The sequence below is a fragment of the Vibrio tritonius genome, from assembly GCF_001547935.1.
GTDB classification, from domain to species: domain Bacteria; phylum Pseudomonadota; class Gammaproteobacteria; order Enterobacterales; family Vibrionaceae; genus Vibrio; species Vibrio tritonius.
Genome location: NZ_AP014636.1, coordinates 237,325 through 252,658 on the forward strand (window position 1 = coordinate 237,325; position 15,334 = coordinate 252,658).

At 43.0% G+C, this 15,334-nt stretch carries 9 protein-coding genes and 1 pseudogene; all 10 read left to right on the forward strand.

Translation table 11 applies throughout. The features are described from left to right. The first annotated feature begins 63 nt into the window (after positions 1 to 63). The 10 genes and pseudogenes from JCM16456_RS16275 (at position 64) to JCM16456_RS16315 (ending at position 15,324) form a co-directional block, all read left to right on the forward strand. Positions 64 to 9,567, forward strand: a complete 9,504-nt coding sequence (locus JCM16456_RS16275) for a non-ribosomal peptide synthetase (RefSeq protein ID WP_068716452.1) — start codon at positions 64 to 66, stop codon at positions 9,565 to 9,567. Positions 9,568 to 9,586: 19 nt separating this feature from the next. Then, the gene (locus tag JCM16456_RS16280; protein WP_068716454.1) at positions 9,587 to 10,450 is read left to right on the forward strand and encodes an alpha/beta hydrolase; all 864 of its coding nucleotides are present in this window, start codon (positions 9,587 to 9,589) and stop codon (positions 10,448 to 10,450) included. A 1-nt stretch (position 10,451) separates the two neighbouring features. Beyond that, positions 10,452 to 11,216: a thioesterase II family protein gene (locus tag JCM16456_RS16285; protein WP_068716456.1), complete on the forward strand. Its 765-nt coding sequence runs from the start codon at positions 10,452 to 10,454 to the stop codon at positions 11,214 to 11,216. Between the two features lie 10 nt (positions 11,217 to 11,226). Then, a complete protein-coding gene (locus tag JCM16456_RS16290; protein ID WP_068716458.1) occupies positions 11,227 to 11,766 on the forward strand; it encodes a GNAT family N-acetyltransferase in 540 nt (179 codons plus the stop codon). Positions 11,767 to 11,896: 130 nt separating this feature from the next. Then, complete coding sequence (locus JCM16456_RS16295; protein WP_068716461.1) at positions 11,897 to 12,610, forward strand: 4'-phosphopantetheinyl transferase family protein; 714 nt, start codon at positions 11,897 to 11,899, stop codon at positions 12,608 to 12,610. Positions 12,611 to 12,618: 8 nt separating this feature from the next. Continuing rightward, positions 12,619 to 12,795: an aminotransferase class I/II-fold pyridoxal phosphate-dependent enzyme gene (locus tag JCM16456_RS23790; protein ID WP_162266549.1), complete on the forward strand. Its 177-nt coding sequence runs from the start codon at positions 12,619 to 12,621 to the stop codon at positions 12,793 to 12,795. A gap of 76 nt (positions 12,796 to 12,871) precedes the next feature. Further along, entirely contained in the window at positions 12,872 to 13,192 is a 321-nt protein-coding gene (gene tnpA, locus JCM16456_RS16300; RefSeq protein ID WP_068716463.1) for an IS66 family insertion sequence element accessory protein TnpA, read from the forward strand. Continuing rightward, a complete protein-coding gene (gene tnpB, locus JCM16456_RS16305; RefSeq protein WP_068716465.1) occupies positions 13,189 to 13,542 on the forward strand; it encodes an IS66 family insertion sequence element accessory protein TnpB in 354 nt (117 codons plus the stop codon). The genes tnpA and tnpB overlap by 4 nt, the downstream gene beginning before the upstream one ends. Before the next feature lie 59 nt (positions 13,543 to 13,601). After that, positions 13,602 to 13,757, forward strand: a complete 156-nt coding sequence (locus JCM16456_RS23370; protein WP_156430574.1) for a hypothetical protein — start codon at positions 13,602 to 13,604, stop codon at positions 13,755 to 13,757. Positions 13,758 to 13,790: 33 nt separating this feature from the next. After that, positions 13,791 to 15,324 (forward strand): annotated as a pseudogene (locus JCM16456_RS16315) (IS3 family transposase). Positions 15,325 to 15,334: the final 10 nt, after the last annotated feature.

Consider the following 15,334-nt stretch of genomic DNA (forward strand, 5'->3'; position numbering starts at 1 on the left):
CCTCTTCTTATATTGGGTGAGCCTCTACATCACCCAACACCACCTAGTTGTGAGAAATGTGATATGAATGAACTTTCGACTCTGTCACCTATACAAAAAGATATTTACCTTGATGAAAAATCCGGTTCTAAGCAAAATTATAGCGTTGGTTTACATTGCCGGATTGATAAAGAATTCACACCTGAAGGAATCAATCAGGCTTTAGAAAAACTTGAATCAATTCTTGCGAGTTATTTTGAGCCTGTGTGGTGTGCAGAAAAACAAGACAAACCGCCTTTCCCTTGTTATGAGTATTTCATTCACACTGCTGACAGTGACAACTTTATTGATTCGTTGACAGAACCTCCTTTTGATTTTTCACAGCAGTTACTTCGCGTGTATTTCATCCATCAGCGAGACCATAATGAGTTAGTCGTGCTTAGTCACCATATCGTTATGGATGGTGAATCTATAGCTACATTGTGCGCTGAGATACTACGAATTGCAAAATCTCCTCAGACAGAAGCAAGCTCTATTACTTTGCATGAAAGTAGCGAAAGTGACTTGCTTTGTTCAGGTTTCGACAATCCAAAAGTGATTGATTATTGGAAAGAGAATGTTTGCGTATCTGAATCGATAGTTGATGAGCTTGATCATTCAAACGCATCTGACACTCAGTTGATTCGTTCTTCAATCCGTTCTGAACAGCAGGTATCTGCTCTTTGTCGTCAACTAAGAGTGACTGAACCATTTCTATTTAAATGTTTATTTGGTTTGGCTCTTTCGGAGCTTTACAGTATCGAAGGAAGCCTATTAATCAATGAAGTAGTTAACTATCGAACAAGCTCTATGAGGGGGAAGTTGGGTTGTTATTCAGGTATCACTCCTTTTATTTTGCCTCCTCCGATTCAAACACATTTGGCACTTGAATGGTTTAATCAGGCAAAGGATAGTCAGCGAAACCGAAAAGGAATGGAGAAAATATCCCAGTTTCAATCGTCACGCATAGGGCTCAACCAAAATGGCATTAGAGCGATATACAATTTCCATAGTTATTCCCAGCAGATCCTGTCTGGCGATGTTGCATTAATTGATTCGGTCACAAGTGAGAATCCTCGAGCAATTCAGTTTTACCTATATCATGACAACTCAACTCGTTATGTGTTGTGTTCCCACCCACAAGGGAAGGCGTTTGCCAAAAGTATAATTGAAACGGTGAACGTCTTATTGGAGCAACTGATTCATGATGTTAATCAGCCTCTTTGTAAGCTTAACATCATTGGTGCCCCTGATTGTCACACCCTAGATGCGCTAAACGAAACAGACAAAGATTTCGATGAAGTAAGCACGCTAACTCAGCTGTTTGATCTACAGGTTAAGAAAACACCACATTCAGTTGCTGTGGCTGATCATAATGCAGAATTTACTTTTACCGAGCTGAAACAACGTGTCGATGCTTTTGCCAGCTATCTGGTTCGTCAGGGTGTAAGGCCTGGCGACCGAGTGGGAATCTTTTTGGATCGCTCGGTGCATATGTTAATTGGCGTTTTGGGTATCGTTAAGAGCGGTGCGGCTTATGTACCACTAGACACAGATTATCCAGACTCTCGACTGACTTACATTATTGAAGATGCCGCGATTAGCAATCTTGTTGTTGATAAAAAGAACTGCGATACGGCCAAGTCGTGGGGTGCAGTATCTGACGATAAGCTGTTCATTATTGATGATGAAAGTATGCTTAAAGTTCTCGAAGAAGAGTTGGTACAAACTGAAGCATTGGATAGTCGTCAGGACTCAGATAACACAGCTTATGTTATCTACACCTCAGGTTCAACGGGTAACCCGAAAGGTGTAATGCTAGCACACAAGGGTGTTGTCAACCGATTAGCATGGATGCAGGATTATTTTAAACTCGATCCAAATGATACGATTTTACAAAAAACACCTTTTGGCTTTGATGTCTCTGTGTGGGAGCTATTCTGGGGTCCGATAGTAGGCGTTCGAACATTTTTCGCTAAATCGGGTGGTCATAAAGATCCTAACTATTTGGCTGAGGTGGTCGAACAGGAACAGGTGACAACGATACATTTTGTCCCCTCTATGCTGCAGTTGTTCTTACAGTGTGAAAACATCACAAGGTCTCATAGTTTACGTCATATCATATGTAGTGGTGAAGCTTTGGGGGCTGATACTTATAACCAAGCCATTCAACTTATCCCTCAGGCTAACGTCATTAACTTGTATGGCCCGACCGAAGCATCCATTGATGTTACGTGTTGGCAAGGAGAACCAGGTAAAGAATATACACGTATTCCCATTGGTCGAGCGATAGATAACACTCAATGCCATGTTCTCAGCCGGTACAAGAAGCGTCTGCCTTATGGATTTGCAGGCGAGCTCTATCTCGGAGGTGTGCAACTGGCCCAAGGTTACCTCGGGAAGCCCGATCTGACCGCTGACAAGTTTGTGTCTGATTTTATAAGGTGTGAGGGTGAGAATCGCCTTTACCGCACTGGCGACCTGGTGCGCTATGGTCTGGATGGAAATATTGACTACCTGGGTCGAATAGACGATCAAGTCAAAATTCGTGGTTTGCGAATCGAGTTAGGGGAAATTGAGCAACAGATAATTGGGCACTCAGATGTAAGTAATGCAGTCGTTGTTGCTAAGGATGATCATCATGGTCAAAAAATCTTGTTGGCCTATTTCACATCAAAAAATGACACGGATGAGGTTACGATTGTTAATGACGTCAAAGCTCATCTAAAACGGGTATTGCCCGATTATATGCTACCGTCCGGATATCTAAATGTTCCGGCCATTCCGTTGTCCCCAAATGGAAAGGTTAACCGTAGAGCTTTGCCAGATTTCGATCTAGCGTATGTTGAGGGGGAGTACCAATCACCCCAAACTGAAACTGAGACTGCACTGTGTGAGATCTGGGCTAGTTTGCTCGGTTTAGAACCTCAACAAGTTGGTCGAAATGCCAACTTCTTTGAGCTAGGTGGCCACTCATTATTGTTAATGCAGGTGCAAAATGAAGTACGCTCTCGATTAAATGCTGAACTTAGTATCATCGATGTCTTTAAGCATTCGACGTTGTCCGTGCTTGCCAAAAGGATCGACGAAAATACAAAGGCCGATAGTCAGCCTGTTATCACTTCTCGTTATAGCAATAAGGACGCCTATTCTTGTAAGGCTTCTTTTTCGCAAACTCGTTTATGGTTTTTAGATCAACTTGAGGGGAGTAATTCGCATTACAACATACCAGCGACATTAAAGGTTAAGGGTCGCTTCGATTTACTCCTAGCTCAGCAGATATTACAGCAATTGATTCACAGGCATGCCCCATTGCGAACAACTTTCTTCCTACGTGATGATGAAGTTTACCAGCAAGTAAATGCTTCCGCGGAAATTGAAATCCACACGGAAGATTTACGGAGTTTGTCTGCTGATGCACAAATGGATAGGCTGTCTGAACATATCGAAAGTGACGCGAAGGCCTCATTTAACTTGGCGAATGCGCCAATGCTGCGAGCTGCATTCTACCAGCACTCCAGTGACGAAGGGTGGTTATTGATTAATGTCCACCATATCGCTTCAGACGGTTGGTCTATGGGAATCTTACTTCGAGAGTTCATTGCTCTGTACGATTCAATGAACGAGCCTTTACCTCCTCTTCCTCTTTGTTACGGCGACTATGCTAATTGGCAGCACGATTGGGTAAACTCATCAGAGTTTGATTCTCAGGTGGATTATTGGACAAAGCAGTTAGAGGGAGCGCCACAGGTTCATCAATTGCCACTTGATTTCGAGCGGCCTGAAGCCCAAACATTTTCCGGGGCGGATGAGGTGTTCAGTATAGACCGGGCCTTGGTCGAAAGTTTGAGAGCGATTGGTAAACAGCATCAGGCCACGTTGTATATGGTGCTGCATGCCGCTTTTGTTTCTTTGTTAGAGCGTTACAGTGGTCAAGGTGACATTGTTGTGGGTACGCCCGTTGCTAACCGCACACAAAAAGAGTTAGAGCAATTAGTAGGATTTTTTGTCAATAGCTTGGCATTGCGTGTTAAGTGCAATAACAATGGTAACTTTGTTGACTTGCTTGCTCAAGTTCGCCAGGTCAATGTTGAAGCTCAGTCAAACAAAGACGTGCCATTTGAGCTACTGGTTAATCGTCTGAATCCGACTCGTTCGGCTCAGTACACGCCAGTCTTCCAAATTATGTTTAGTATGGATACCGAGGCATTTGAGGTTCAGTCCTCTTCTCAAACTGACTTTGAGCTGGTTAAGCAACCGAGTGTCTCGGCGAAATTTGACCTTCTTCTTAATGCGGTCGAAAAAGAAGACGGAATAACGTTTACCTTTGAATATAACCGCGACATTTTTAAGCAAGATACAGTAAGACTCATGAGTGAGTGCTTTACGCTTTTACTCGAGGAAGTTGCGGACAACCCATATCGTGCTTTGGGTAACATTGATTGCTTACCGAAACATGAAAAAAAGAGACAGATCGAGAGCTTAAACCAAACTGCGTCTACTGTTGAATTGAACAGTATCTATGGTGAAATTCTAAATCGCGTTGAGCGTTCGGGTGACAAGGTTGCAGTGGTTTGTGGTAGTCAGTCACTGACTTATCGCGAACTGGAAAGCCAAACAAATCGAATCGCAAGATTGATGTTGTCATTGGGTGTGAGATCTGGCGAATTAGTTGGGATTTGTTTGCCTCCCTCAGTACATCTGGCGTCAGGAATGTTAGCGACGATTAAATCTCTAGCTGGCTACGTTCCAATTGACCCAAATTATCCATCGGAGCGTATTGAATACATGCTGCGTGATAGTAAAGTTCGTACATTGATTGGCGATGAAAGTACCGTACCACTGCTTGCTGAACATGTTGATGAACTTGGGCTTAAACTGATCAACCTTTCCGATATGGATCAATTATTGGACTATGCCGAAGATAGTCTTGATTTTCCAAAGGAAGAGCAAAAGGATAGTGTTCTGTATACTATCTATACATCAGGTTCTACAGGCAGACCTAAGGCCGCCCAAGTCAACCACAAGGGAGCGCTAAATCTCCTTGAATGGTACATATCTCAATACGATAGGGATGAAAATAACTGTACTTTAGTTATGAGTTCAATTGCGTTCGACCTGACGCAAAAGAACATATGGTCAACATTAATGATGGGTGGCCGCCTGGTATTTAATGACCACAAACACTATGACGTGGGTGTATTGCAAACTATCATTGCGACCCAAAACGTTACGAGAGTGAACTGTGCACCAAGTGCCTTTTATCCACTGATTGACGAGCCGGAAACGTTTGGTCTACTTAACAGTCTGAAGCAGGTATACCTGGGAGGAGAGAGCGTTGTAGTGAAAAGGCTGAAGCCTTGGATGACGCAAACTGACTGTCAGGTCATAAACTCATACGGCCCCACAGAGTGTACAGATGTTGTATCAAGTAGTGTTATTCATCCTGAAGAGTTAAGCGCTCCGATTGGCCGTCCGATCCCCAATACGCAATTGTATATCTTGAGCCCGAACGGTCAGTTACTTCCGCCAGGATGTTTGGGAGAGCTTTACATTGGTGGGGTGGGTGTTGGTCCTGGTTATTTAGGTAACCCAGAACTGACAGAACAAAAGTTTGTCGATGATATTTTCTCTGCCGAACAAGGAAGGAAACTGTATCGAACAGGAGATTTGGTCCGATACCAGAATGATGGTCAAATTCAATATGTAGGTCGAACGGATGACCAAGTAAAAGTAAGGGGCTTCCGTGTGGAGCTAGGAGAAATTGAGCAGCAGCTTACCAGCCTTGATGATATAGAGTCTGCTGCGGTAATAGCTCGATATGATAATGAACACATTCAGCTGAGTGCTTACTTTACAACGAAGAAGCCATTGAAGTGCATGCAAACGTTCATCGTCAAGATTCAATCACACCTTAAAGGGGTGTTGCCAGAATATATGGTGCCGAGTTCATTCCTTGTGATGGAACAGTTGCCACTATCACCTAACGGTAAAATTGACAGAAAAGCGTTACAGGAGATAATGCCGGTCTTAAGTACTCCCGTCAGAAATCTACTTCCGGCAAGCGATACAGAAAAGCAGTTAGCCACTATCTGGTCTGAATTATTAGGCGTTGAGGTTCAGGCGATTGGCCAAAACTCTCAGTTCTTTGAGCTTGGAGGTAACTCGATTCTCATGACTCAACTTTTGGCGCGGATTCGTAAGCAATGGGGGGATGTTACGTGTTTATCTGAGTTGTTTGAACACTCTACACTGTCTGATATGGCAACATTGCTTGAAAGGTCTAGTTCACCAATCTCAGATAGTTCCTCGTTAGTGATACCTAAAAGAAGTGATACTAAAAGTTATCCTTTGACCGACGTACAGAAAAGAATTTGGTTTCTCTCTCAGTTAAATACAACCGATCCGTCTTTCAATATTTTTGGGAGTTATCGTATTGAGGGAAGCGTGGATAAAGTGCGGTTAGAGCGAGCTATTCGAACCGTCGTGAATAGCCATCCAGTGTTAACTACAAGGTTCATTGCTGGCGATGAACCCCAGCAGTATTTCAGCGAAAGTAGCTCCATTTCATTGAAATCCATCAAACTTCAGCCAGAAAATATTGATGCCTATAAAGCCAATGAGGCAAATCATCTGTTCAATTTAACGCAAGAGCCTCTAGTTCGCATTAGCTTGTTGAGCACGCCCAATGACGTGAGTTACTTGCTGGTCAACATACACCATATAATCAGTGATGGTTGGACGTTAAGGCTGTTTATTGACCAGCTTCGTAAGGCTTATGAAGGTGAAGCAGATGCTAGACAAGTTCGATTCGAAGACATTGATTATTGTGATTTTGCAGATTGGCAGTCTCAAAGGCTCAGTGGCGAGTACTACCAACAACTTGAAAATGCATGGCGAACAAGGTTTGACGTTCCTGTTACACCACTACATTTGCCTGCTTCTAAATTGGGACAAATTCAGAGCTCGACCAGTGAAGAGTTAACCTATCTGTTACCAGCTGAGAAATTTAAACAGTTGACTGACTTCGCTTCATCGCAGTCAGTAACACCATTCATCGCTATGCTAAGCGCTTATGCGACTTTACTTCATCGTCACTCAGCTCAGGATGATCTAGTCATCGGTATGCCTGTAGCTGGTCGTCAATATCAGCAAACAGAACAGATGATGGGTTGTTTCATTAATGTATTACCAATTAGGCTTAAATTTAAGGAAAATCAGTCATTTGATGAATTTTTGCAAGAAGTGAAAACGGTGTGTCTCGACGCTTTGGAACATCAAGATATGCCATTTGAGCGGATTGTTGAATTGGCCAACCCTGAGCGTCAGCTTCATCGTAGTCCTCTATTCGATGTTATGTTGAATTGGAATGAAGCCATTGAAGAAGAAATTCATGTCGGTGAAATGACGCTTAAGGAAGACAAAGTCCAGGTGGCGTCCGCTAAATACCCAATGACACTGTATGTTGATGAACTTAAAGATGCAGCAAACCTGCGTTGGCACTTTCAATCAGATGTCATACCTTCTGGGTATGTTACCGAGATGACCCATCAACTGGTCTCTATTCTGGATCAGGTCGTTGTTGACCCAATGACATCTTTGCAGGCTCTGAGCCTTACTACGGCGGCTGACAATGGGTGCGAACGCATTGAGCAAGCACCACTGCTTATCGAACAGTTTACAGATATAGTCAGTCGTTTACCTGAATCCCCTGCCGTAATGACAGTAGAACAAACGTTTAGCTATAAAGAGCTGTTTGATAATGCGAAAGGAATGGCTGTCGCGCTAGAGGAGGCCGGTATTTCTCAAGGGGACGTAGTAGCTATTGCAGGTGAACGCAGTTTTGGGTTTATCTCTGCTATGCTATCGGTGGCCTTACGAGGAGGTGTGATGATGCCCCTTGACTCGAGTATGGCGCAAGAGCGATTAGAGAACAATCTCACAATGGCGCAACCTAAGCTTTGCGTATGGGTAGGGAGTGAGAGAGCACCGAAAGCACTGACTGCCGTGAAAGGTATCCAGGTTAGTGCCAATGAAATCGCTGCTGAGAATAAAACACTAGGTCAACAACCTGGCCTGAATGTTCAGTTTGATGATAGTGCCTACATTTTCTTTACGTCAGGTACAACTGGACGGCCAAAAGGTATATTGGGTCGTCAGGGAAGTTTGGCAAATTTCCTTCGTTGGCAGAGAACCCAATTTAACGTTATGCCAGGTTCAAGGGCTGCACATTTAACTGGATATGGATTTGATGTCGTTCTTCGCGATATCTTTTTACCTCTGACAAGTGGGGGGGTGGTGTGTATTCCACCATCAGAAGTATTGTTGTCAGCGGAACCACTGTTTAAATGGATGCGTCAACAGAAAGTTGAATATTTTCATACGGTGCCTAGTATCGCTAAATACTGGCTGAGCCGTCAGAATACTGACCTCAACCTCCCTTCTTTACAAAGGGTTTTCTTTGCAGGGGAGCCTTTGACGGTGAAATTAATCGAGAGATGGCAGCAATGTGTTCACCCATCGGCCTCGATTACAAACCTATATGGCCCTACAGAAACGACGATGGCTAAATTCTCGTTTGATTATGTCAGTAAGCCGATGCATCCATCGATACTTCCTGTGGGTAAGCCTATTCCAGGAACGTCATATAAGATAGTGAATACAGCGGGGACACTCTGTGGCATTGGTGAAGTCGGTGAAGTTCAGATTGAGACTCCTGATGCATCTAAGGGCTATATTGGACAAGGCTACAGTCATCCGTTTGTTGATAAAACACCAGTGTTCGGAGAGAGGTGGATTCAATATAATACGGGCGATCTTGGTTACGTTGATTTTGATGGTCAGCTTAACTTGGTGGGGCGGAAAGATGATCAAATCAAGATACGCGGAGTTAGAATTGAGCTAGCTGAGGTGCAGAAAGTAATAGCTGAGTACCCTGAAGTTAGCGATGCTGTAGTGCTACCGTATGCAAACGGCAGTGAGGGAAAAGAACTTGTTGCTTATGTAGCTATCGCAGCAGGTCGAATGGATGCTACTTCAGTTCAAGAAAATATCCTTAATCATGCTCGATTAAAACTCGATCCAGCGATGCTACCGACCCAGGTTGTCCCTCTTACATCTCTTCCGTTAACGAGTAACGGAAAGGTCGATCGTAAAGCACTACCAGATCCATCTAAGTTTAAGCCAAAGACTACGCAACAGAGGTTAGTTCCACCAAAGCAAGGTATTGAAACTGAGCTTAAAAAAATCTGGGCAAAAGCATTAGGGCACGGAGAGTTTGGTAGGGAAGATCGCTTCTTTGATATTGGAGGACACTCTTTATTGCTAATGGAAGTAAAAAGTGATGTTGGAAGTACTCTGGGGTGCACTTTACCTTTGGTTGATTACTTCAAATACCCAACGATCGCGACTTTAGCTCAGATCATTGAAAAGGAAAGAGATCAGAGCAAGCGGTCAACCGATGAGAAAGTGTCAACAACTGCATCTTCAAGAGCTGAGCTTAGAAAGCTGATGATGAGAAGAAGGCGTCAGCCTGACCAGGCGATATAAATATAAGGATATACATAGGATGAGGGTACTGCACTTAAAGAAGTGGTTGTATGTTTTGGGCGCAACTATTGTAATTTTATTGGGTTTAAAAGTGGCGTTTTACGAACTTGTTAACCAAACGTTGTTACAGAATTCGCGTCAGGTCTCAACCACGCCTTTAGATAAGGGGCTTGAGTTCGAGTCGGGCTATGCGGTTGGTACTTCAGGAAATCGCGTCCACTATTGGTGGGTTCCAGCGCAGAATGATGGAGCGAGCAGCCAATCTAGTGTTTTGATTTTTCATGGACAAGGAGAAACAATTGATAATTGGCTTGGTACCATTGATGAGCTTGTCAAAAATCAGTTTAATGTGATGATTTTTGATTACTCGGGTTATGGAATGAGTGACCCTACCGATGACATTCGTTCATGGCCAACAGATGTGGCTGCAATTGCCAAAGAGTTCTCAAATAGAGCGCAAGGTTCACAGTTTGTTATTGGCTTTTCCTTGGGAGGAGCCGTTCTGCTGGATAACCTTAAGGTAATGCCGCCAAAGGTATGTTCGATGGCCATTGTGTCAACGTTTGCTTCATTGAAGAAAATGGTTATTGAAAAGTACGCTGTGTTGGAATATTTGAGTTTTTTATTGCCGGATGATTACTACTCTGTGGGAAAGGTTGGGGAACTTAACGTTCCGACCATGTTGTTACAAGTGTCTGGCGATGAAGTCGTGAGTGAACAGCATTATCATGCTCTGTCCGCAGCCGGCCAAAACTTACTTCATCCAGTTCTTCTAAAAGGCACGTTTAAACACAATGATTTTTGGCGATCACCAAAATCAGCTCCACTTCAAGAAGTGATTGGCTGGTTTTCTGAAAACCGTTGTAATGATATGAGGACATGAAATGGAAGTATTGAAAAGTAGCGCTGTTTGCTATGTTCGAAAAAACCCATCGGCAACGTTTCGCTTGATATGTTTTAGTTATGCAGGCGGAAGCGCTGGGGTTTACCAGCAATACCATAACCTGCTTCATCCATGTCTGGAAATTGTTGCTATTCAGTTGCCAGGGCGTGCTTCGCGATTGCGTGAGAAATTACTGGAAGACTGGTCTGAGATGAGAGCTCTTATTCAAAAAGAGTTGGCCTCATTGTCTAACATGCCTTACATCTTGTTTGGTCATAGTTTTGGCACTCGGTTGGTGGCTGAGTACGCAAAACATCAGTCAGAGCTGGGGAATCCTCCCCAGCATATTTTTTGTTCAGGTGCCAGAGCATTGCATATAAGAAACGGTTTACCTCCAATTCACCAGCTTTGTGATGATGAGTTTTTAGAAAAGCTGGTACAAATGGGGGGGACACCGCGTGAAGTGGTAGAAAACAAGCAACTTATGTCTTTATTGATTCCAATGCTTCGAGCTGATTTCGGTTTGTCACATTCACATAGCTTTCCTATAGCTAGTCACTTTGACTGCCCTGCGACAATTATTTATGGCGATAAGGACGAACGAACTACATATAAAACAGTTCAGGCTTGGCAGACGTACTTTTCCAAAGACATTAAAACTCAGTGTATAGAAGGAGAGCACTTTTACATAAACGAGAACAAGGAAGCAGTTGCCAGAGAAATAAATCAAGTTGTCGAAGGCTTGTTAATGGAAATAACAGAATAGAGAGAAAGTCATGATTGATATAAAAACGATTACAGCATCTGAAATAGACTCACGCTTTGGTGATTTATGCACCTTACTCATTGATTGTGTCGAGGATGGTGCATCTATAGGTTTTTTACCACCGTTATTGGAAAGTGATGCGAAGCAATATTGGAAAAAAGTTAAAGAGTGTGTGAAAAATAACACGGCCCATTTACATATTGCTCTTTTCAATGGTCAATTAGTTGGTTGTGTTTTACTGAGTTGTTCAGGGAAGGCAAATGGTCTTCATAGAGCAGAAATCGAAAAAATGATGGTGTCACCAACTGCAAGAAGGCGTGGTATAGCCTCAAGTTTACTGGATCAAGCTGAATCTTTGGCCTTAAATCTAGGCTTAAAACTTTTAGTGCTTGATACAAGAGAGAATGACGTCTCTGAAGCGTTGTATCAAAAGCATGCTTTTGTAAAGGTAGGCGTTATTCCTCAGTTTGCTTTGAGCTCACAAGGAGATCTTGCGGGTACAAGTATTTATTATAAGTTGATAGAAGCTCGCTCTTTATTTGTAGATTGATTATAGCTTACAGATGTAACTTGCTGTAAATATACACACAAGCCGAAGTATTGTTAGATATTTCTGTTAACAATGCTGATTAGCAGTGCTAAATCAATTAATAATTTCTTTGTGGATATTGGTATACAAAATGTTAAAAGTCAAAAATCGACCTTCTTGTCTTTTTTTGCCAATAAAATTTAAAAATATATATGGCTATGAGATGGACTTTGACTCATCCATAATAGATATGGAGGATATGTCAATAAAGTCAGTGTTATCAATTGGGGCTTCTTCTATGGGGAAGAAGCGTAAAACTGAATATATATCAGGTAGGGTGTGTGCTCAAAAATCTCTAGAAAGGTTAGGCGTATATGACGAATTTGTAGGCGTTAATTGTGATAGGAGTCCTTGTTGGCCAGAAAATGTTGTTGGTTCTATTACGCATAGTAACTCACGAGCAATTGCAATAGTTGCATCGAATTCTAATTATAGAAATCTAGGTGTTGATGTGGAAAATACTATTACAGAAGAGGTCAGTGATTTGATTTCTATAAATGTAATAGATGATGAAGAACACGATGTTATGGGGTCGCCAGCTATTAGCCAACTGACAAAAGAAGAATTTGTAACATTAGTTTTCTCAGCCAAGGAATCTATTTTTAAAGCGTTATATTGTGATGTGGGATATTTCTTCGGATTTGAAGTTGTAAAGTTGATCCAAGCTTCTAAGAATACTTTGACATTTGAGTTAAGGAGCAGTTTATGTGAAAAATGGGTTTTTGGTACGTGTGTTGAGGTGTATTTTCGTATTAATGATAAAGTGATTTTTACGATGGTTGCTATTTCAACTAATACTGCATAAGTACGATTGTGGCTGGCTGCGTCACCCAATACGACAAAGTGATCAGTTGTCGCACCTTGTCCAAAGCGTTCGGCCTCGCGTCTATTCGTTTCGGTTACAGTATCTGCCATCCCAGCCTAAATGACGTTCTTGCCTTAGTCCGGAATACAACGATGTTTGCTCAGGTTTCTGCGATTGCAGCGTAAGCGCACCATAAACACCACATTCTAATCAGGCTTTGCCCACTCTATGATCACATCTCCAATCCAAAGGAGATGTGATATGTACAAACGACGCACCGACCAAGAATGGCTTTCTCTGATTGAGCAATGCCAAGCCAGTTCGCTCACACAACAAGCTTTTTGCCAAAAGCACGACATTAGCGTATCGACATTTTACGCCAAGCGGCAAAAGCTGAGTGTTAACCATTCCGGGAATCAGAGTGGTTTCGTTAAGGCCGAAATTATTGAAAAGACTACGTGCCGCAAGGTGACCCAGACGTCGTTGGCGAACATGACTTTGATAGCAAATAACGTCGAATCGAGTATTCCTCAAGGCACGCCACCACACTATCTTGCTGAGTTGATTGGAGCCTTGTCATGAAACGCATGATGACCGCGCCAGTGGTGTATTTATACCGCGAGTTTGTCGATTTCAGAAAATCTATCAATGGTCTGGCGCTGTTGATTGAATCCGAAACCGATCTCGAATTGGGCTCAGGGGCTTTGTTCCTCTTCACCAATAAACAACGAGATAAAATCAAAGTTCTGTATTGGGAGCAAACGGGTTATGCGCTCTGGTATAAACTCCTCGAAAAAGCCAAGTTTAAGTGGCCAACACAAGAGAAAAACACGGTGTTTACCTTAACGCAATTTGACCTCGACAGGCTGCTTTCTGGCTTCACAATAATTGGCCATAAACCAATAAAAATCGACAGTTTTACAATGGGTTAATGGTAATAAAAGTCAGATAAACCAAGCCTTTTTTATCGGTATTAAGTACAATGAATACCATGGAAAAGACGACCCCCGACATCAATCCAGACAGCCAAAACATCGCGGAACTTCAAGCGATGGTGAAGGCGTTGATGTCTGAGCAAGAAGCTTGGCAGCAAAAAGAATCACAGTGGCAACAAGACCCCCTCTGGCAGGATAGTTGTCACTGTTAAAATTTAACCAGTTTGGGCGTTAAAGAGTGTATTTTGTCTCGTATTTCTGTTGAAAGAAAAGAAGCCATATTAAAAAAGTTACTGCCACCTTATTCCATGTCTGTCAGCCAATTGGCAAAAGAGGAAGGCATTAGCACGGCAACCCTGTATTATTGGCGTCAACAACTCAGAGAATCAGGAGCCGCCGTGCCTAATAGCCATACATCATCAGAGCAGTGGTCTGCCCAAACCAAGCTTGCTATCGTTGCTGAAACGTACTCGATGACAGAAAATGAACTTAGCAACTACTGTCGAGAAAAAGGGCTTTACCCCGAACAAGTCGAAGCTTGGCGCAGCGAGTGCATGCACGGTTTTATGTCGAATAAAGAACGTGAAGCGGACATTAAAAAACAAGCTAAAGCCGACAAAAATGAAATCAAAGCACTAAAGAAAGAACTACGAATCAAAGAGAAAGCCTTGGCCGAAACCGCTGCCTTATTGGTTCTTCGAAAAAAGCTGAGAGCCTTTTACGGGGAAGAGCCAGAGGACGATTGACCTCAACCGAAGAAAGGCAATGTCTAATCGAGCTCATTCATGAAGCGCAGAAAATGGTAGTCATTTAGTCCCGGCCTGCCATGAAGCTCTTATTGATTTACGGACGTATCGTCGTTGGTATCAACAAGGCGAGGTTCAATCCGACAAAAGGAAAACCTGCGCTCGACCACGGCCCGCTAATCAATTATCGCAGCAAGAACATGAAGCGATTATTGATGTTTGTAATCGCCCTGAGTATGCGAGTTTACCGCCGACTCAAATTGTTCCGAGCTTGCTGGATAAGGGCGAATATATTGCTTCAGAGTCGAGTTTTTATCGAGTTCTCAGCGCCCATGACCAACTGCATCACCGAGGTCGTCAGCGAAGAAGGCAGCCGCATGCTAAGCCTAGAAGCTATAAAGCAACAGGTCCAAATCAAGTGTATATATGGGACATTACCTATTTACCGTCAAAGGTAAAAGGACAGCATTATTATTTGTATGTTATCGAAGACATCTACAGTCGAAAAATCGTCGGTTACGACGTGTACGAGCGAGAGTGTGGTGAATTAGCGTCACAGCTATTACAAAGAACTCTGATACGAGAGCAGTGCTTTAATCAGCCTATCGTTCTTCACTCAGACAATGGGGCACCGATGAAGTCACTGACCTTCAAAGCCAAAATGGAGGAGCTAGGCATTATATCATCGTATAGTCGCCCAAGGGTCAGTGACGATAATCCCTACATTGAGTCCCTGTTTAGAACGGTGAAATACGTACCGACATGGCCAACAAAGGGCTTTGAGCATCTGAAGTCGAGTCGCAGTTGGGTTGAAACGTTCGTGAGTTGGTACAACACCGAGCACAAACACAGTCAATTAAATTACGTGACACCTTCGCTGCGACACAATGGGAAGGATAAAGCTATCTTAGCGCACAGGGCTGAAGTGTTACTTGCTGCAAAACAGCGGCATCCAGAGCGTTGGTCGCGAGATATTAGGAACTGTAAACCCGTTGGAGAGGTTTACTTAAATCCAGAAAAAGAAGCAGCTTAATAAATAAGCA